16 protein-coding genes and 1 pseudogene are annotated in these 19,111 nt (G+C 70.5%); 8 read left to right on the top strand and 9 right to left on the bottom strand.

Going from position 1 to position 19,111, the window contains the following annotated elements; translation table 11 throughout:
- Positions 1-10: 10 nt before the first annotated feature.
- Entirely contained in the window at positions 11-499 is a 489-nt protein-coding gene (locus DT019_RS26195; protein ID WP_114039382.1) for a DUF2243 domain-containing protein, read from the bottom strand.
- Positions 500-761: 262 nt separating this feature from the next.
- Here DT019_RS26195 and DT019_RS26190 point away from each other — a divergent pair, with 262 nt between their 5' ends.
- On the top strand, positions 762-1,208 hold the full coding sequence (locus DT019_RS26190) for a nitroreductase family deazaflavin-dependent oxidoreductase (RefSeq protein ID WP_114039381.1): 447 nt from the start codon (positions 762-764) through the stop codon (positions 1,206-1,208).
- 54 nt (positions 1,209-1,262) lie between these two features.
- On the opposite strand, the gene egtD is transcribed toward DT019_RS26190, so the two are convergent.
- Genes egtD through egtA form a run of 4 tightly spaced genes read right to left on the bottom strand, consistent with a single transcriptional unit; the run spans position 1,263 to position 5,528 of the window.
- Positions 1,263-2,225 carry an L-histidine N(alpha)-methyltransferase gene (egtD, locus tag DT019_RS26185; RefSeq protein WP_114039380.1) on the bottom strand — a complete coding sequence of 321 codons (963 nt, stop codon included), beginning with the start codon at positions 2,223-2,225 and terminating at the stop codon, positions 1,263-1,265.
- Positions 2,225-2,977, bottom strand: coding sequence for an ergothioneine biosynthesis protein EgtC (egtC, locus tag DT019_RS26180; protein WP_114039379.1), 753 nt, complete (start codon positions 2,975-2,977; stop codon positions 2,225-2,227). Before egtC ends, egtD begins: the two co-directional genes overlap by 1 nt.
- A complete protein-coding gene (gene egtB, locus DT019_RS26175) occupies positions 2,977-4,278 on the bottom strand; it encodes an ergothioneine biosynthesis protein EgtB (RefSeq protein WP_114039378.1) in 1,302 nt (433 codons plus the stop codon). The genes egtC and egtB overlap by 1 nt, the downstream gene beginning before the upstream one ends.
- Positions 4,275-5,528 carry an ergothioneine biosynthesis glutamate--cysteine ligase EgtA gene (gene egtA, locus DT019_RS26170; RefSeq protein WP_114039377.1) on the bottom strand — a complete coding sequence of 418 codons (1,254 nt, stop codon included), beginning with the start codon at positions 5,526-5,528 and terminating at the stop codon, positions 4,275-4,277. Before egtA ends, egtB begins: the two co-directional genes overlap by 4 nt.
- A gap of 137 nt (positions 5,529-5,665) precedes the next feature.
- On the opposite strand from egtA, the gene DT019_RS26165 reads away from it, so the two are divergent.
- Positions 5,666-6,487, top strand: a complete 822-nt coding sequence (locus DT019_RS26165; protein WP_114039523.1) for a TIGR02452 family protein — start codon at positions 5,666-5,668, stop codon at positions 6,485-6,487.
- Positions 6,488-6,558: 71 nt separating this feature from the next.
- Here the strand turns inward: DT019_RS26165 and DT019_RS26160 are convergent, their stop codons facing one another.
- Positions 6,559-7,020 (bottom strand): type II toxin-antitoxin system PemK/MazF family toxin, encoded by a 462-nt coding sequence (locus tag DT019_RS26160; protein ID WP_114039376.1) that lies wholly within the window; start codon positions 7,018-7,020, stop codon positions 6,559-6,561.
- A gap of 71 nt (positions 7,021-7,091) precedes the next feature.
- On the opposite strand from DT019_RS26160, the gene DT019_RS26155 reads away from it, so the two are divergent.
- From DT019_RS26155 to DT019_RS26135, 5 genes are all read left to right on the top strand, one after another.
- Positions 7,092-8,138 (top strand): glycosyl hydrolase family 18 protein, encoded by a 1,047-nt coding sequence (locus tag DT019_RS26155; protein ID WP_114039375.1) that lies wholly within the window; start codon positions 7,092-7,094, stop codon positions 8,136-8,138.
- 169 nt (positions 8,139-8,307) lie between these two features.
- On the top strand, positions 8,308-8,634 hold the full coding sequence (locus DT019_RS26150; RefSeq protein ID WP_114039374.1) for a putative quinol monooxygenase: 327 nt from the start codon (positions 8,308-8,310) through the stop codon (positions 8,632-8,634).
- A 159-nt stretch (positions 8,635-8,793) separates the two neighbouring features.
- Complete coding sequence (locus DT019_RS26145; protein ID WP_114039373.1) at positions 8,794-9,342, top strand: hypothetical protein; 549 nt, start codon at positions 8,794-8,796, stop codon at positions 9,340-9,342.
- A 538-nt stretch (positions 9,343-9,880) separates the two neighbouring features.
- On the top strand, positions 9,881-10,489 hold the full coding sequence (locus DT019_RS26140) for an RNA polymerase sigma factor (RefSeq protein WP_223279760.1): 609 nt from the start codon (positions 9,881-9,883) through the stop codon (positions 10,487-10,489).
- Positions 10,490-10,496: 7 nt separating this feature from the next.
- Positions 10,497-11,204: a hypothetical protein gene (locus tag DT019_RS26135; RefSeq protein ID WP_114039372.1), complete on the top strand. Its 708-nt coding sequence runs from the start codon at positions 10,497-10,499 to the stop codon at positions 11,202-11,204.
- A gap of 32 nt (positions 11,205-11,236) precedes the next feature.
- Here the strand turns inward: DT019_RS26135 and DT019_RS26130 are convergent, their stop codons facing one another.
- The 3 genes from DT019_RS26130 to DT019_RS26120 form a co-directional block, all read right to left on the bottom strand.
- The gene (locus tag DT019_RS26130) at positions 11,237-11,974 is read right to left on the bottom strand and encodes a hypothetical protein (RefSeq protein ID WP_114039371.1); all 738 of its coding nucleotides are present in this window, start codon (positions 11,972-11,974) and stop codon (positions 11,237-11,239) included.
- Between the two features lie 331 nt (positions 11,975-12,305).
- Positions 12,306-13,478, bottom strand: coding sequence for an acyltransferase family protein (locus tag DT019_RS26125; RefSeq protein ID WP_114039370.1), 1,173 nt, complete (start codon positions 13,476-13,478; stop codon positions 12,306-12,308).
- A gap of 326 nt (positions 13,479-13,804) precedes the next feature.
- Positions 13,805-17,659 carry an FG-GAP-like repeat-containing protein gene (locus DT019_RS26120; protein WP_189389935.1) on the bottom strand — a complete coding sequence of 1,285 codons (3,855 nt, stop codon included), beginning with the start codon at positions 17,657-17,659 and terminating at the stop codon, positions 13,805-13,807.
- 506 nt (positions 17,660-18,165) lie between these two features.
- On the opposite strand from DT019_RS26120, the pseudogene DT019_RS26115 reads away from it, so the two are divergent.
- Positions 18,166-19,111, top strand: a pseudogene (locus DT019_RS26115) (hypothetical protein); the annotation flags it as partial.

Raw genomic sequence — 19,111 nt, 5'->3', positions numbered from 1 at the left:
TGGGTCACCATCAGCGGTGGTTGGCGCTCCGGGCGCCGCGCAGCAGCAGGGCCCCGGCGATGAGGAACAGGACGGCTAGGACGTTCCACGTCAGGTCGTACCAGGTGAGGTCCACGTGGTACCTGATCTGGTGCAGCCCCATCAGCTTGTGCTGGACCGTGCCGTCGTACAGCTGGAACGCCCCGGCGCCCGTCAGGATGCCACCGGCGAGCACGCGTCCCACGAGGGCCGCCCGGTGGCGCAGGTCGGCGACCATGAACAGGCCGATGACCACGGCGAACCAGCCGAAGGCGTGGAAGAGGCCGTCGGACACCAGGCCGATGTCCGGCGTCGAGCGGTCGTAGAAGTGGTGCCAGTGCAGCAGCTGGTGGAAGACCGTCTCGTCGACGAACGCGGCGATGCCGACGCCGATGAGCACCCCCGCCCAGGCCGAACGGGCGCGGAGCGGAGCGTTCTGTGGCTCCTTGGGGGTGGTCCGGGAAGCGGATGGAGTCGCCATGGTGGCACGTCCTCGGTGGGATGCGGCGGGTGATCGTCCTGAGCGCGGCAGCGCACGGGTCGGGCTGCCCGCACCCGGCACGAACAAGCGTCCGGATCCGGCCTTCCTGCCCGTACGCTCCGATCCGGCCTGTCCCCGCCCGTACGGCGGCGCTGCGCGGCGCGGAAGCCGGGCGCCGCGGGGAAGATGGGGGCGGTCACCGGTGTTGTGCCGGGGACGGCCGAAGCACCGGTCCGCAGGTTCCCTGACGAAAGGACCCAGCATGCCTCTCGACGGCGAGTACGAGCCGAGCCCCACCCAGTGGGTGCGCGAGCAGGTCGAACTGATCGAGCGATCCGGCGGCACCGAGGGCATGACGATGCGCGGGATGCCGGTGATCCTGCTGACGACGCGCGGCGCCAAGAGCGGCAAGCTGCGCAAGTCGCCCCTGATGCGGGTCGAGCACGAGGGCCGGTACGCGGCGGTCGCCTCGCTGGGCGGAGCGCCCAAGAACCCCGTCTGGTACTACAACGTGGTGGCCGACCCCAGGGTCGAGCTCCAGGACGGCACGGTCCGCCGGGACATGGTCGCCCGTGAGGTGACCGGCGAGGAGAAGGCGCAGTGGTGGGAGCGGGCCGTCGAGGCCTTCCCCGACTACGCGGAATACCAGGAGAAGACGGACCGGGAGATCCCCGTCTTCGTCCTGGACGCCGTGCCCGGAGGTCACTGACCGTCCGCCTCCGGTCCGGCCCGCGCCGCGGGCGGCGCGGGCCGGACCGGCCGCTCAGCCCGCTGTGGCCAGCGAGAGCGCGAAGCGTCCGGCGGCGTCGGTCCACCAGCGGGCCGGCACGAACCCGGCCGCACTCAGCTCGGCCCGCACGCCCTCCTCGCGGAACTTCGCCGACACCTCGGTGCGCATCTCCTCGCCCGCCGTGAAGGCGACCACGAGATCCAGTTCGGGGATCTTGACGGTCACGTCGCGGCGGGCCCGCAGCCGCATCTCGATCCACTCCTCCTCGCGGTTCCACAGCGCGACATGGGTGAAGTCGTCCGGATCGAAGTCGCCGCCCAGTTCGCGGTCGATGACGCTGAGCACGTTCTTGTTGAAGGCGGCCGTCACGCCCGTCGGATCGTCGTAGGCGCGGACCAGGACCTCCTCCTCCTTCACGAGATCGGTCCCGATCAGGAGCGAGTCGCCGGGAGCCATCAACTTCCTTACGGAGCCGAGGAATTCGGCACGCTCGGCGGGCAGCAGATTGCCGATCGTGCCGCCGAGGAACGCGACGAGCCGGGGGCCCGGCGCCTTTGGCAGTTCGAGGACCTGGGTGAAGTCCGCGATCAGCGCGTGGACGCGGAGGTCCGGCCGTTCGGCGAGCAGTCCCTCGGCCGCCCCGGCCAGCGCGCTCTCGCTGACGTCGACCGGAAGGTAGGTGAGGGGCGCGGGCAGGGCGTCCAGCAGCAGCCGGGTCTTCTCGGAGGATCCCGAGCCTAGTTCGACCAGGGTGTGCGCGCCGGTCGCGGCGGCTATCTCGGCGGCGCGGTCGGTGAGGATCTCCCGCTCGGCCCGGGTGGGGTAGTAGTCGGGAAGCCGGGTGATCTCCTCGAACAGCTCGCTGCCGCGCGCGTCGTAGAACCACTTGGGCGGCAGCGTCTTGGGGGTCCGGGTGAGCCCGTGCAGCACATCGGCGCGCAGTGCGGCCCCGGTGGCGTCCTCGGGCAGGGTGCGGGTCAGCTGGAACGGGCGCACTACTGGGGCTCCTTGAGGGGGGTGAGCAGGACATCGGTGCGGCTGGCGGCGAGCAGGGTGCGGTCGGGCACCTCGCGCCAGTAGGGGTCGTCGTCGTACGGCTCGGAGGCCACGACGGTGGAGCGGCCGGGGGCGTGGAGGTACCAGAGGGTGTCCCCCCAGGCGGTCGCGGTGATCGTCTCGCCGTCGGTGAGCAGCAGGTTCAGCCGGGAGCCGGGGGCCGCGGCGGCGAGTTCGGTGACCGTGTCGGCCATCGCCTGGCCCGCCTCGTCGCCGCTGGTCAGCCGGTGCAGGACCAGCGCCCAGACGAACGCCGCGTCGCAGCGCGCCTCCAGGCCGAGCAGGGCCTCGGCGGGCAGCTCGGCGGCGAGCGGTGCCGCCGTGCGCGGCCAGCCCCGCACGGCGCCGTTGTGGCTGAACAGCCAGCGCCCGGCGGCGAACGGCGCGGCCGCCGCCTCGCCGTCCGCGCCCGCCTCGGTGGCGTCCCTGACCGCCGCCAGCAGTGTCTGGGCGCGCACCACCCGGGCCAGGTCGGTGAAGTTGGGGTCGGCCCAGATCGGCCCTGTGCGCCGGTAGCGGGCGGGCACGGGATCGCCGTCCGCGTACCAGCCGACGCCGAACCCGTCGGCGTTGACCGTGCCGTGGCGCTGGCGACGCGGCGCCCAGGACTGCTGGTACAGCCCGTTGGGGGGCGTCACGAGGAGCTGCCGGAGGCTCAACGGTGGCCCGCTGTAAGCGATGTGACGGCACATCAGTACGCGTCCCGCGCGGTGCGGAAGCCCGCGAAGATCTGGCGGCGCACCGGCAGGTCCCAGTTGCGGAAGGTGCCCCGGCAGGCCACCTGGTCCACCGAGAAGGCGCCGCCGCGCAGCACCTTGTGCCCCGGCCCGAAGAAGACCTCCGAGTACTCGCGGTAGGGGAAGGCCACGAAGCCGGGGTAGGGCAGGAAGTCGCTCGACGTCCACTCCCAGACGTCGCCGATCAACTGGCGTATGCCCAAAGGCGACTGGCCCGCTTCGTAGGCACCGGCGGGCGCCGGGCGCAGGTGTCGCTGGCCGAGGTTGGCATGGGCCCCGGTGGGCTCGGCGTCCCCCCAGGGGTAGCGGCGCGAGCGGCCCGAGGCCGGGTCGTGCCGGGCCGCCTTCTCCCATTCGGCCTCGGTCGGCAGCCGCCGCCCGGCCCAGCGGGCATAGGCGTCGGCCTCGTACCAACTGACGTGCAGGACCGGCTCGTCGGTCGGCACGGGTTCGGTCACGCCGAACCGCCTGCGCAGCCACTGGCCGCCCTCGCGCCGCCAGAACAGCGGCGCGGTCAGGTCGTGTTCGCGGACCATGGCCCAGCCCGCGGGCTCCCACCAGCGCTCCTCGCGGTACCCGCCGTCCTCGATGAAGCGGAGGTAGGCCCCGCATGTCACCGGCGTGGTGTCCAGGTGGAACGCGGGCACGATGCGGTGGTGGGCGGGGCGTTCGTTGTCCAGCGCCCAAGGCTCGGTGGAGGTGCCCATGGTGAACGGGCCGCTGGGGACGAGGACTTCGGCGGGCAGGCCGTCCGTGCCGCCGGGCGGCGGCTCGGGCGCGGAGAGCGCGGCGGGCCCCCGGCGCAGCTGATGGGTGATCAGCATGGTCTCGTCGTGCTGCTGCTCGTGCTGGGCGATCATCCCGAAGGCGAACGCGGCGTCCGTCAGCGGGCCGCCGCGCAGCGGGGTGCGCTCCAGGACGTCGAGGGCCCGGCCCCGCACGTCGGCGGCGTACCGGCGGGCCTCGGCGGGAGCGAGCAGCGGAAGGGTGGGGCGCGTGGCGCGGGGGTGCTCGAAGGCGTCGTACAGCGAGTCGATCTCGGGCCGGATCGCGTCCTGCCCGGCGACCGCCCGCAGCAGCCACTGTTCCTCCTGGTTGCCGATGTGAGCGAGGTCCCAGACCAGCGGGGACATCAACGGTGAGTGCTGGGCGGTCAGTTCGCGGTCGTCGACGCTGGAGGTCAGCGCGCCGGTGCGGGCGCGCGCAGCGGTGAGCGCTGTCAGGGCGCGGGCCCTGAGCAGCTCCGGGTCGGTCATATGCGGATGTCCTTCGGTGCGGCGAGTGAGGGTGTGTCGTCGGCCGGACATCGGCCCCGTGCGACATAGCGGTCGGTGAAGGCGGCGACCCGGTCTTGGAGTTCCGGGGTGGCGCCGAGCCGGGGGAGCGCGTCGAGCGCCGCCGCGAAGCAGGCCGTGGCCGCCTCGCGCAGCTCGGGGTCGGCGAGCCCGTCGTGGGCCGCCGCACGCCAGAGCGGGTTGCGCGGCGCGGGCAGCGAACCGGCGCGCTCCGCGAGGGGCTTGACGGTCCGGTAGGCGATCTCGGCGGCCTCCGGGTCGTCGAAGAGCGCGCTGGTCACGGCGAGCGGCACGGTCCACCCGTCGTCCCCGGGCTGCGCGTCGATCATGCGCAGCTCCAGGTGTCCGCGCGGCCGCACCGGGGGGAACAGGGTGGTGAGGTGGTAGTCGAGGTCGGTGCGGGTCGGCGGCCGTGGCGCCCCGGTGCGCAGCCACTGCCGGAAGGTGAGACCCGGCGGCGCCGACCAGGGCCCCTCTTCGGCCCGTACGCACATGACCGGGGCGTCCAGGACGTGTGCGGCCCAGGCGGTGCGCGGCGGGGCGTCGAGCGGCGGGGCCAGCGCGCACACCGGGTCGATGTCGCTCCAGTTGGCCTGCCGGGTGGAGCGCCACCCGGTCAACTCGTCCTCCCGCAGAGGGGAGTTGGCGAACGCGGCGACCAGGACGGCGCCCAGGAGATGCGCCAGCAGCCAGCGCCTTCCGAAGCCGAGCGGGCCGGGCTCCTCGTACCCGGCGTCGAGGCAGACCTGTACGGAGGCCGAGGAGCACATCATGGCCCGACCGGCCGGTCCGGTGCGGTCGAGGTGGGCCTCCATGGCGTCGTACCGCGCCTCGCGCAGCATGCGGCGCGGCGGGTGCCAGGGGTCCTGGCCGAGGCCGACGAGTGCGAGACCGCGCTCCCCGAGGGCGGCGCGGACCGCCGTCAGGTCGGCGGAGACGGTGGAGACGCACTCCATGAGGGATGCGGCGGGCAGCGAGCTGAGCTCAAGCTGGCCGCCGGGTTCGACGGTGAGCGGCGACCGCAGCGGCAGGGTGCGTAAGGCGGCGTAGGCGGCTTCCAGACGCTCGTGCCGGACGGGAATCCGGGGGTGGTGCAGATCGTGGACGAGCCATTCCAGCTCCACGCCGACGGTGCGTGGCGGGCCCGTCTTGAAGCAGATACATCGAAGCAGGTCCTCGGCCTCTGCTTCGGTCAACTCACGTGCGGTCATGGGCGGATGCTCGCCTTCCCGGGGGCCGGATACACATGCCGTCCTACCTAAGTCTCCGTCGCGGCTTCGCACAAGAGCGCCCGCCCGGACGGATATTCGATTGCGACAAACTTCCACGGACGTTCACGATGCCCGTCATGAGTGCACGTCTGCGCGGCATCGCCCGCCACACGGTGGAGATCACCGACACCGGCCGCTACGAGAGTGAGAACGGCCGTGCCGTGTCGATCGCCGCACCGCTGGCCGCCGCCCTCGCGGGCACCACCCTGCACGGCCCGGAGCCCCTCGCCGTCACCCCGGACCGGGACCGCGCGACCCGCATCGAGGTCACCGGGGAGAGCAGCCTGGACGCGGCACGGCGGATGGTGGGGGAGTCGCCGGAGCGGGTCGCCGTCCTCACCTTCGCCTCCGCCCGCAACCCCGGCGGCGGCTTCCTCAACGGAGCCCAGGCGCAGGAGGAGGCGCTCTGCCGCTCCTCCGCGCTGTACGCGACACTGCTGCGCGCCCCGGACATCTACGCCCGGCACCGCGCGGACCGGGACGTCTTCTACACCGACCGGGTCATCCACTCGCCCGGCGTCCCGGTCTTCCGCGACGACCGCGGCCGCCTCCTGGACACCCCCTACCTCGCGGGCTTCCTCACCTCGCCCGCCCCGAACGCCGGGGTGATCGCACGCCGCACGCCCGAAGCGGCGCACCGCGTCGGGCCGGTGCTCGACGCCCGCGCCGGCCGGGTCCTGGAGACGGCGGTCCTGCACGGCTACCGGCGCCTGGTCCTCGGGGCCTGGGGCTGCGGCGTGTTCCGCAACGACCCGGCCCGGGTGGCCGCGGCCTTCCGCGACCACCTCACGGGGGAGGGCCGGTTCGCGGGCCACTTCGACGAGGTGGTCTTCGCCGTCCTGGACCGCACCCGCGAACAGAGCACCCTGCGCGCCTTCGAGGCGGCGTTCACGCCGTAACCCCGCGGGAGCTTCCGGCGGGGGCGGCGCCGACCGCCCCCGAAGGCGGAGTGCCGCCGGCCGGCGACGGCTCAGCGCCAGCCGTACCGCTCGCGCAACCGGTCCGCGACCAGGGTGAACCGGGGCAGGTCCAGGGCGCAGGCCTCGCGCCGCATGCCCCGCTCGTGCAGCCGCAGCACCCGGTCGAGGTCGACCCAGGACTCGCGTCCCTCCCGGTCCCAGGGGCCGACACCGATCGGCACCCATTCGCGATCGTGGTCGTGCCGCTTGCTGGACAACTGCACCGCGAGCAGCGTGCCGCCCGCCTCGCGGGCCACCACGAGCACCGGCCGGTCCTTGCCGCGCCCGTCGTTCTCCTCGAACGGCACCCACGTCCAGACGATTTCACCCGGGTCGGGATCGCCGTCCCGGTCGGGCGCGTAGTCCATCCGGACCGCCCCCACGCCCTGCGGATCGGCCTCGGTGGTGGCGGTCGGCCCGCTCTGGCCGGGCAGCGGGGGACGGTCGGTGTGGTCGTCGAGGTACGCAGTCATCCGGACACCGTAGGGCCTGTACGGCCCAATCCGCAGAGCGGGTCGGCCGAGCGGCCCGCAGGCTCGGGCCCATGGCCCTTCGCTCCGGCGCACGCCTGCGCCTCGCCCTGCTGTGCGCCGTCACCGCGCTGCTCACCGCCCTCGTACCGACGCGGGCATCGGCCGACGAGCCGCCCCCGCGCACGGTCTCCGGCTGGCTCCCGTACTGGGACCAGGAGGCCGGGTACGCCGACGCGCTGCGGCACGCCGCCCAACTCCACACCGTCAGCCCGTTCTGGTACCAGGCGATCACGGCCGACCGTGTCGACGGCCACCCGGGCGCGGGCGAGACCCGCGTCATCGACGGCCTGCACCAGGCGGGCATCAAGGTCGTGCCGACCGTCATGGAGACCATGAAGCCCGGCGGCCTTGCCGCGATCCTCACGGACCCCGCGCTGCGCACCGCCCACGTCGAGACGCTGCTCCGGGTCGTACGCAGCCGCTCGTACGACGGGATCGACATCGACTACGAGTCCATCGCCCCGACCGGCGACGCCGACTACCCCACGGTGCGCGCCGCCTACGCGGCCTTCGCCGGGGAACTGTGCGGACGGCTGCACGCCCTGGGCAAGCAGTGCGTGCTCACCGTGTCCCCGCAGACCTCGACCACCGGCCGGATCTGGGACTACGCCGCGCTCGGCCGAGCCGCCGACCGGGTCCGCGTCATGGGGTACGACCTCCACTGGCAGGGCGGCAGCCCCGGCCCGCTGGCCAGCCCGCAGTGGTACGACGACGTCCTCGGCCGGGCCACCGCCCTCGTCCCCGCCGACAAGCTGGAGATGTGCCTGCCCGCCTACGGCTGGGACTGGGTGCCCGGGGGGAAGACCCGCCACGTCACCTGGCACGAGGCCGAGGCGCTGCGCGCCGCGAAGGGCATCCCCTACCACCTCGACGTGGATTCCCAGACGCCCCACTTCTCGTACGAGGAGGGCGAGGACGTCCGCGAGGTCTGGTACCAGGACGCGACCGGCGTCACCGCCGACCTGCCGGTACTGCGCCGCTACGGCGTCCGCAACACCGGCATCTGGGCGCTCGGCTTCGAGGACCCGGCTCTGTGGCCGGTGCTCGGCCGGGTCTGAAGATGGCCGGAAAGCGACGCCGGCCGGAGCCGCGGTCCGGCGCGGGCCAGGTCCGGGAAACCGGAGCTTGAGGCGCGGATCATCGGGTGAGACCGTAGCCCTCGCCTCCCTCCGGCACCGGAAGGCGGTTGCTCGAAGGCCGACGGATCAAGCGAAGGATGGAGCGCGCGTGTCCAGTGACAGCATGTTCAGTGTGTATGGGCGCATGACCGCACTGCCCGGCCGGCGCGACGACCTGATCGCCCTGCTGCTCGACGGATTCCGCGCCGCGGGCGAGAACGGTGGGCTGCTCGCGTACACCGTCAACGCTGCTCTCGACGACCCCGACACGGTGTGGCTGACGCAGTTGTGGGCCGACAAGGAGGCCCACGACACGACCACCCGTTCCGAGGCGGTCGTCGGGGTGACCCGGCAGGTCCCCCCGCTCCTGGCGCAGCAACCCGAGGGCTGCTACGGCCATGTCGTCCATGCCGCAGGCCAAGCCGCCAAGGGCTGAACCGCGACCCGTCCAAGGGCGACCGGATGCGCCGGCATCTCGACCCCGCACAACTCCCTTGAGGCGCTGGCCGGTTGACGGTGGTTCAGCCGAGGGCCGGAGTTCCGTAGGCTCTGCACCGTAGCGACCGCACCTTCCGCGGAGTCCCAGGAGGTTGCCGTGTTGTACGCGTTTGGCTTCGAGCGGGTCGGCGTGGTGGTCGGCGACCTCTACTTCGTCGACCCGGACCCGCTGCCAGGACAGGCGACTCCCGAGCACGGGGTGCGCCTTGAGCTGCGGACCTTCGAGAGTGGCGAGTTGACCGGATCCATCTACGCCGCGCGGCCCATCTCCATCGGCCGCCCGCTGTGGCGGGTGGACCTCCTCCAGGACGTGAACGCCGCCCCGAACGCCCTGGACCGAGCCCACCACCACCCGGGCTTCACCGGCTGGGACCCCGGCCCCCGGGTCTTCGTCGAGGAGCTGTCCAGGGATCCGCTGTCGTGGTTGACGCGTCAACTGACCGATGTATCCGGCCTGTTGAAGGAGTCGGGCATCTCCCCGGCCGAGGTCCCGGCGGCGGACGTGCGCGCTCTGCGCGATGCGGCGCCTGAAATCGCAAATACCGTCCGTGGGCTGCTGAAGCGCGTGTGGTCCGGGGAGCTCGGCCGCCCGCCGGGAGCCGCAGGCTCGGACGCGGCCACCAGTGTGCGCGCGAGCTGGCTGTAGCAGCCACCCTTGGCAGGCAGTGATGTGCGTCACATGAATGGTCCCGCGTGGCCCGAACTCCGTTTGCGCAAACGATAGTTGAGCGTTTCCCTTCCTCAGGAGCCGCGCAGGTCGTCGGTGGCGACGCGAGGGCCACGCCGAGGTGCTGCGACCGGACACTCGGGCAGTGCGAACACGTACACGCCTTTGCGGTAAGCGGAAAGTTACCTTCCGTTACAAAGTGGTGGTCAGGAGCTCTGCACGATTCGTGGGCCCCACCCGCTTATCTGTTCTCAGGAGCAACGCCGCTCCAGGCACAGCTGGTTCCGCGGGGATGGCACTACGGCTCCGTGCTGATCGACTGCAAAGGATCTCGGACCATCGTGAACTACGACGTTGCCGGCTCTCCGCCGGCCTCGGCGGCCGCGGCGCGTGTGGACGCGCGGCCGCTGCTACGGAGTCTGCTCGGAGCAGGCGTCCACGTCGGAGCAGCAACTCTGATCGAACGGCGGGCGCCTGCAGGCCGCCCCGGCACGACCGCTCCGGACGAGGGGGGCCGATGACCGAGCCGCCCAGCGATCCCGCCGAGCACGCGACACGCGAGCCGAGCGACACCATGCCGCCCGCGTTCTGGGCCTTCCACCGGCAGTACCACCCGCCTTACCTCGAATACGCCCGCATCCAGCTGGGAGACGACGACGCCGCTCGCGATCTGGTGGACGGGACGTTCATCTACCTCGCCGTCGTCTGGGGCACGGTCACCGAACAGGCCAGCGTCGGCTCCTACGCCTGGGCGCTGCTGAAGGAGCGGGTCTGGGCCGAGCTGGCGATCAAGGGCCGCGATCCGGCCGCGGCGGAGACCATGGCCTTCGCCCGCGCGGTCCGTGCGGCCACCGATCCGATTCTGGACAGTTTCCGCGCGCAGTTTCGTGAGCAGATCACGGAACTGGAGGAAACCCTGGGCCTGTTCGGTGCGATGGCACGGCTGCCGGAGCGCCAGTTCGATGTGATCGTCCTGCAGTTCGCCCTGGGCTTCGACACCAGGACCACCGCTCTGGTCATGGGCATCCGCGAGGCGACGGTCCGTTCCACCCGCCGCACGGCCAAGCGCCGGCTCGCCGCCGAGCTCGGGCTTGACGTCGACGAGGACAGCGACGATGAGGAGTGATGGACAGATGCGCGCACCGCGCGGCATCGAGGACGTCCTGGCCCGGGCACGCGTCTTCGAGGGCGAGTACACCAGCGACGAGCTGGAGGCGTCCCGGCGCCGGATCACCCAGGAACTGGGGGAGTTCCGCTGGCTGCGGCTGGTGGCCGGACCGGGCGGGGGCCAGGCCCGCGCCGGATGCGGGCCGACGGCTCTGCACGAACGTGCGGCCCGCGACCTTCGTACGCTCAGCCAGAGCATCATCCACGACGACGACGCGGCCCAGCGCATCGCCCGCTTCGACACCGTGCGCGACCCGGGCGGCGCGCTGGCCTTCGCCTGCCTGCTGGTCCTGGCCGACCGGGAGGAAGGCGCCCAGTTCTGGTGGCAGTTCGCCGCGGGGGCGGGCAACGCCACCAGCGCCCTGTGCCTCTACCTGCTGCACCTGCGCCGGGGCGAACTCCGCGACGCCCAGTACTGGGCCCGCCAACTGGCCGAGCTGGAAAGGGAACCGTGCCAGTACATGCCCGTACCGCACGAGGTCGTCGCGGGCACGCAGGTCCCGATGGCCGTCACGGTGCACTACGAGCTGCCCAGGGCCCGTCACGCCGTACGGGAGACCGCGGTCAAGGGCGCCGTCGAGGACCTCGACATCGGCCAGCTCGACGACTTCGGCCCCATCCCCCAGCCCGGCCCCGACCTCGCCGGACAGTGGGCCGATCTCGTCTCCTCCTGACGGCCTGCTCCCGCAGGCGGCGTTGGCACGGCTCAGGTCTGAGCGGGAGCCTGCTTCTTGAGGGAGGCGAAGTCGACCGTGTCCGAGGCGGCCGGGGCCTTCACGTCGACGGGCAGGCCGTAGTCGAGGAAGTACGCGGTGCCCGTCTTCTCACCTTGTGCGGTGCGGGTGCGCTCGGTCTTCTTGACGGGCAGCCCGTCCTTGCCGACCCAGAGGTCGATGGACTCGGTCGTGACGCCGCTCTTCTCGAGCTGCGCCTTGAGGCCGTCCAGGGTCTTCCGGTCCAAGTGGGTCGTCCCGGCAGCCCACTTGGCGATGTCGACGGTGCCGCTGTAGTGCGTGGCCGCCACGCCGCGGACGGTCTCGTCTCCCACCCGGTGCACATCGGGGGAGGCCAGCAGTGTCTGCACCGTCTTCTCGGGCGTGGAGGTCTGCATCTGGTCCGACTTGAACGCACCGTAGGGGCTCTGCTTGGCCAGGGCCGCGTACCCGTACCAGATCCAGTGCTTGCCGTCCATGTGCGCGGCGAACTGCGGGCCCATGTTCATGGCAAACCCGTCCGGGAGATACCGGGCCTGGATTCCGTCGATGCCGAGCTTTCCCATCCGCTGGGCGGTGACGCCCCGGGTGAACTTCAGCGTGACCTCGGCGGTGGTAGCACTGTCCCAGGCCAGCCGCCCCGTACCGGCCACCTCCTCCGCACCGGAGGCCATGGACAGCTCGACCCGTGCCGAGTGAGCGGTGGCCGTCTTCTTCCACGACGACTGCAAGGCCTCCACCACGCCCCCGGAAGAGGCGCCGGGCCGAGCGGCAGCCTGCGAAGGCACGGCCGAAGAGCCGACCTTGGCGCCGCTCCCACCACAACCCGCAGCGCCCAAAACCACGGCCGCCACCGACACCGCTATCCCCGCCCGGCGTATCGAACCCACGCGCATCAAATCCCCCTCAACCCCCCACGGCACGCTGCCGTGAACTGCGGATGAAGAACCTACAGGAGGCCTCCGACACCGTGCGACGGTCATGATGGCGGCGGCGGGCAGGCGCGGTACGGCGCCGCTCTCCATGTCCTCGGCGAGGGCGGCTTCGCCCCCCGGTCGTCCGCTACGGCGTGCCGACGCTACTGGGCGCGAACGACGGGGCCTCTGCTTCCACGGGCGGGGGCGAGGGCTGTACGGCGACTCGATGGAGGCGGGGCCGACGGGCCGGGGTGTTGAGGCGTACGTCGGCGATGCCGCGCTTCATGGAGTCGCGGATCCACTTGCTCGCGGGGCGTTCCACGAAGCGGTGGATGAGCCAGGCGGTGGCCATCATGAGCGCGATCACCGAGACGACGAGCACGGGGGCCGGGAGGCGGTTCCGGAAGTGGTGGATGAGGGTCATGCCGATGAACATGTGGATCAGGTAGAGCGGGTAGGTGACCGCGCCCGCTGTGGAGAGCCACTTCCACTGGACCCGGTCGAAGGCCCCGAGAGCGATCGCGCCGACGATCGCGAACCCGGCGAGGATGATCAGCCGTACCGGCCAGGTCGGCAGGTGGTCGGCGGCGACGCGGCCGAGGTTGCTGGCGATCCGGTAGTGAATGTATCGCTGGGAAAGAAGCAGTTGGAACAGGACTATGCCCCATAGCAGGGCATTCGACCCGAAGCGGCGCATCAGGTAGAAGGCGATGCCCGCGATGAAGAACGGGGCGTACTGCGGCATCGCGAATGCCGCGAGCATGGGGGTGCCGAGGCTGGGGGCGAGGGCCGCCGCCACGGTCCACACGCCGCAGAAGATGAGCAGGTTGCGGTAGGTGACGCCGCACAGGACGACGATGGCCATCAGGACGTAGAACTTGAGCTCCACGAAGAGCGTCCAGTACACGTCGTCGACGTTCTTGGTGTTGTTCCCGGCCTGGACCATGGTCAGGTTGACGATGACGTCGTCCCAGCCCCGTATCGAGCTGACCTCCGGCCATTTCTTCACCACCAGAGCGGTGAGCGGCACGGCGACCCAGTAGGCCGGAAACAGCCGGGAGGCCCGTGAGACGGTGAAGTCTCCGAGTGTGCGTCCCCACACGCTCATGCAGATGACGAACCCGCTGACCAGGAAAAAGATCTCGACGCCGAGCCAGCCGAACTCGGCGAACCGGTGCAGCGTCGGGAAGATCGTCGCCGGATTGTGTCCCCAGGGCCTGCTCAGCGCGAGGTAGTGGTAGCAGACCACCAGCAGGGCGGCGACGAGCCGGAGCCCGTCCAACGCCGCGAGCCGGGGCGCCAGTCGACGCTGGGACATGGTGAAAAACCTCCACAGCGTCCGGGGCGGGGACGCGTCTGGTCGGGGATTTCCGAAGGGCGTGGAATACCAGTGAGTAGATTGTGTGCGGGCTATGTTCTCATGGCCCGGCTGGTGCTGGCCCAAGGAGGCTGGCCGGAGGTGTTACCGCAGGTATCGCTCGCTGCGGCGGCCCGGCGGGCCGGACTCCACTGGACCAAAGCCCGGTTTCGCGTGGAGCGTCCGGTGTGGCGGCCGAGCGCCAGGAGCGGAGCCTCTCATGGAGCCCTGCCGGGACCGGTCACCACCCCTCGGCGGCGACCGACCCCGGCGTGAGCTTGCTCGGGCTAGCTGACGAGCTTCATGGCCCCCCATGAGCTGTCCGGCCACATGGTGACGGGATCGCTCAAGTGGCCGGCTCCGTCGCCGGGATACAGATGGAGACTCCCATCGCCCCATACGGCTGCGACATCGGTCTTGCCGTCGCCGGAGAAGTCACCGGCTATGAGGTGCTGGACGGAGGACCAGGTGTTGCCGCCGATCATCTGGGGACCGTCGGTCAGACCGCCTCGTCCGTCGCCGAAGTAGAGGTGGAGGGTGCCGTCGCCCCACTCGGCGAGGATGTCGGCGAAGGTGTCGCCGTTGTAGTCGCCCGCGGCGAGGAGCTTCATTCCTCCCCAGCTGTTGCCGGGCCACATGGAGACGGCGGAGTTGAGGCCTCCTGTGCCGTTGTTCGTATACAGGTGCAGCGAGCCGTCGCCCCAGATGGCAACCAGGTCGGTCTTGCCGTCGCCGTTGAAGTCGCCGGTGGTGAGCTGCTTGACGGTGCCCCACGTGGTGCCTTCGGGGAGCTGCGTGACGTTCGAGGTGTCGAGCCCGCCTTGTCCGTTACCGAGGTAGAGGTGGAGCGTGCCGTCGGACCACTCGCCGACCAGGTCGGCATTGCCGTCGCCGTTGAAGTCGCCTGGGGCCATGAGCTTCATGGCGCTCCACGTCTTGTCCCACAGCTGCGGGCCGGACGCGAGTCGTCCACCTGAGTCACCCTCGTAGAGGTGCAGGGTGCCGTCGGACCACTCGGCAACCATGTCCGGCCGGGCGTCGCTGTTGAAGTCGCTTCGGCTGGCAGGAAGGTAGGGTGAGCCCTCGATGGACTGTGCGGTGGTGGTCCAACCGCGCTGGCTGAGATCGGTCGGTGTGCCGAGAGTGACCGTGCCGTCGGTGGCCTTCTGGCCGGGGAATTCGGTCAAGCGGCCGTCCCAGCTGACAGCGAGCAGGTCCGGAACGCCATCGCCGTCGCTGTCACCGTCGCTCGTGAGCGCGGGGTAGGAGAGAGGTACGAGGCCACTGCTGATCTGTTTGCGGGTGGTTATGTCACCGAGGCCCTTGGGGTCGCCCGGACGGTTCGTGTACAGGTACATGGCGCCCGTGGTCTTGTCCCGGGCCCAGAGATCCGGCAGACCGTCTCCCGTCACGTCACCGGGGGCCACGGCGGTCAGGTCGTTCCAGCCATCGGCCCCGACCAGGATGGGGGAGAGCAGCCGCCCGCTGCCATTGCCCGGGAACAGCCAGAGCTTTCCGCCCTCCACCGTCATCAGATCGTTGTGATGGGCACTGTCGCCGTCCACGTTGCCGGCGGCGATGATCTGGCTCGCCTGGGACCAGTCTGTCGCGTAGCTGGAGCAGTCGGTGATCGTGGTGTCACACGACGGCCGAGGCACCGCGGTAGCTTGTGCTTTGATGAAGTTGCCCGGCCCGGGGTTGAGATAGATGTAGAGCTTGCCGGACTTGAGGACGAAGAGGTCGTCCACCTTTGCCGCTCCGTGCATGGCGCCCCGGTGGGCGAGGATGGCGCCCTTCCAGTTCTTGTCGGCTGTGGGAGCCTGCGAGGTGGCTACAGGGACGCCCACGGCGGGGTCGGTTCCGACCGCATAGAAACGGATCTGACCGTCCTTGTCGACGATCGCCGTGTCGGGAACGCCATCACCCGTCAGGTCTCCTGGTGCCGCGTGGGCCGTGAGGTTGTCGGGGACGTAGAAGGCGTACTCGTACGACTGTGAATGGTTGCCGGCCTTGTCGACAGCGCTGACGTCGAGGAAGTTGGTGCCCCAGTGGCCAGGGGCGAGCTTGATGCTGGCCGAGCCGTTGGTGGCGGGGACGATGCTGGCACCGCCGACCGGGAGCGAGGTGTTGAAGGCGTACTCGAAGTGATCGACGCCGCTCGTGTCGTCGGTCGCCGTGAAGGTGAACTGGCCTTGGAAACCGTCGCCCATGACGTGAGTGGGCGAGGTCGAGGAGCCGGCGGCGGGGTAGTCGGTCGAGGTGACGCCGGGCTGGCTCGGCGGGGTCCTGTCGATCCGGAAGTGGCAGCCGGCGGTGGTTGCCGAGTGGTTGATGCCGTCGTCGGCGCGGACGTTCCAGCCGTATGTGTGTCCGTCCTCAAGGGCGCCGACGGCCTTGTCGACCGTTGTGTTGTTGCCGACCCAGGGGGTGTTGGAGTTCGCGTCGCCGGTGGCGATGATCGCGGCGCCGCTCACGTAGTCCCACAGCGCGAACTGGCCCCGCACCTGCTGGTTGCCGTCGGGGTCGGAGATATTGGCCCGCAGGTGGATCCCGTCGCTGGCGACGTTGGTCGAGCCGACCCAGCCGAAGGGCGCGTTCACGCCGCAGTCCGGTGTCTCCGGTGCCTGGGCGGACGGGACGGTGGTGGCCGAGGTCGGGACGTTGGGGACGGAGTTGTACTGAACGGTCAGGGTCGGGTTCGTCGAGAACCGCTTGAAGGCGTTCTTGTCGCTCTCGTCCGCTGCGAAGACGCCGACGGACAGGCTGTTGCCGGCACTGGCGACGGCGGAGGTGATGTCCGCGACCGCCGGCTGGTTGCCGGGGCAGTCGTTGTTGCGAGTCCCGGTGACGGACGCGCTGCCGATCTGTTCGTGCGTCGACGGGGCGGTGTTCCACGAGATGCCGGAGTTGAAGGAGTCGGCGCGGTAGACGTTGACGCCGTACTTCTCGCAGCCGATCGATGCCGAGTAGGTCTCCAGCATGTTCAGCGTGGCGGAGCCGATGGTCTTGCCGGTGTAGAAGGAGGTGTCGAACTTGTAGAAGACGCGCTCTATACCCGTGTCCGCCTGCCAGCCCTGGTAGCCGACGCCGGGGTCATCCCACTTCGTGGTGTCCCAGGGCTCGGACTTGTGAGCCTCCCAGATGCCGCCCCAGGCTGAGTTGCCGGTGTTGCGGGGTATCCAGTTGGGGTCGATGTAGACGGGGAAGCGCGTGTCGGGAGCGGTCAGGATCTTCTGGTCCGGTGTCAGGGTGATGCCGTCTCCACCCGCCGTGGCCCGCAGGTCCGCTTGCTTCGCCCCGGCCGACGGGCCGGCGGCCGCCCTGTCGCTGGTACCACCTGGGGCTGGACTCCGCAGGAACAGTGACTGCGACTTGGCCGGTGCGAGGGTGGAGGTGCTCGAGTCCCACATGACCGGTGTGGGCGCGGAGAAGGCAGCTCTTCCCGAACTGTCCTTGGCGGTGAGGGCGCCGGTGCTGTCGTTCGTCAGCGTGAGACCGCTCGTCGCCGTGCGCAGCCGGAGGGAAGCGAGCTTGGGATTGCGTGCCGCGTCAGGGGACTTGACGACCAGAACCTGCGTGAATCCGCCTTGGCCCTGTGCGGTGACGCGGAGATCAACACCCGGAAGTACCTCGGAATAGAGCGCGCTGGTACCGGAAAGGCTGGGGGTCGGCAGCGGGTCGGGCCAGGTGAGGGCAAGTCGCTTGCCGTCCGGGGAGGTCATCGTGGCGAGGGGGCCACTGCCTCCGGCGGAGAAGGACAGGGCGGTAGGGGTCGCTGCGGTGGCGATGGTCCCGTCGGCGCCGCGCCGGAGGGTGGCGTCAACCGGCACCCAGGTGCCGCTCTTGTTGACCCGCACGGGCAGAAGGTTCTGGGTCTGGGTGAAGCTGCCGTCCGGATTGGCCGTCAGCGTGTTCGTCGGCGTGGTGGCCGCACTCACGGGGACGGCGGCACCGGTGGACCTGGCTTTGGCCGAAGCCAGGACGGCGTCGGCCCGGCCGGGAGCCGCCGGCGCGCCGGTCGGGGAGGCCCCACCGACCTCGGCGGAGGCTGCGTTGGCCACGTCGTGCGCAGCCGCGACCCCTGTGCCGAAGGCGAGGGGGATGAACGCGGAGCTCAGGGCCACGCTCAAAGCGGAGGCCATGCCTCGGCGTCTATATCGGCTCTTGGTCCTCATGCTGCTCCTGACATGCCTGTGCATTGCTGAATTCAGTGCCGTATTTGGCGAGCTTTCCGGAGCATATCTGGCACGAAGTCCGAAGGCTCGTGGCGGGAGCAGGTCAGGCTGATTGAGCGGCGGTGGAGCGATGCTTTCCTGCTGAATCTACCGCCGTTATCAGCCCTAAACGCGCAAGTGCGACATGTCGTGGCAAGAGGTCACCCAACTATGAAGGCACTGTGTCTGTTCTGTGTGTTCTGCCGCCCTGTGTGCCTGATTGTGCTCGACTTATTACCCTTTCATGCCTGATTATTTCCCCATGCTTTCTTCTCGCTTGACGGGGTTATTAGCAGTCTGCTGATAGCTTTCCCGTCTATTTGTTTCCAGGGGTGGGGCTTTAAGTGAAGAGTAAAAGCGGGAGCTTCTCGCTGATTTTTGGCTGGATTCGGCATGCCTGCGCACGGCGCAATACAGTCGCTCTGGTGACCTGTATGGCGCTCACGCTGACGGTGCTCTCGGGGGCTCCGGTCCTGGCCCGAGGGCGCGATCTGCCGAAACTGTGGTCACCGCGGCCGCTCGACAAGCAGCACTCCGTCTCCGGACATGACGGCGTCTCGGCGGCACCTCCGTCACGGCGGGCAGCGCACGGACCGAGTCAGATCGGCCCCGCCCCGGCTCCCGTGATGTGGCCCGCGGCCACGAGCGCGCTGGCAGATCCGGCGGCGGGCAACCTGGGCGCCCCGCAGGCGCTTTCGCCGAAATCCGCCCCCTCCGTGGAGCCCGCCCCCGCTCAGGTCATCGGAACCCCCGTCTGGCTGGGGCGCCCGGGATCCCTCACGCAGAAGCACCCTGTCGCGACAGGAGCCGGACAGACGCCGGACAAGGTGTCGGTCACGGTCGCAGGACGCGCCGAGGCTCAGCAAGCCGGCATCGACGGCGTCCTGGTCTCGCTGACGAACAAGGCCACCACCAAGGGGGACGACAAGGTCTCGGTCGGTCTGGAGTACGCCGGGTTCGCCAACGCCTACGGAGGTGACTACACCTCCCGGCTCCAACTGGTGCAGCTCCCGGCCTGCTCCCTGACCACGCCGCAAGCCGCCCAGTGCCGCACCGCCAAGCCCGTCCCCTTCCACAACGACTACGCGCACCACCGTCTGGTCGCCGATGTGGCCCTGCCGCCCGCCGCGATCTCTCCGCCGGCGGTGGGTACGAGCGGCGCTGCTCTTGCTCCCCAGGCTCTCTCGGCCGGCGCTCAGCCCATGGTCCTCGCCGCCGCTCCGGCTCCGGGCGGGGCCGGCGGCACGTACAGTGCCACCCCCCTTGCCCCATCGGGAAGTTGGAGCGCTGGCACCTCAACCGGTGACTTCACCTGGACCTACCCGGTCAGCGTGCCGGCCCCGCTGGGCGGATCCGCTCCCGCCGTGGCGCTTTCGTACG

Source organism: Streptomyces sp. SDr-06 (genome assembly GCF_003324565.1).
In the GTDB taxonomy this organism is placed as follows: domain Bacteria; phylum Actinomycetota; class Actinomycetes; order Streptomycetales; family Streptomycetaceae; genus Streptomyces.
Note: the sequence above shows the minus strand (reverse complement) of the source record. Positions and strands in the feature narration are given on the sequence as shown.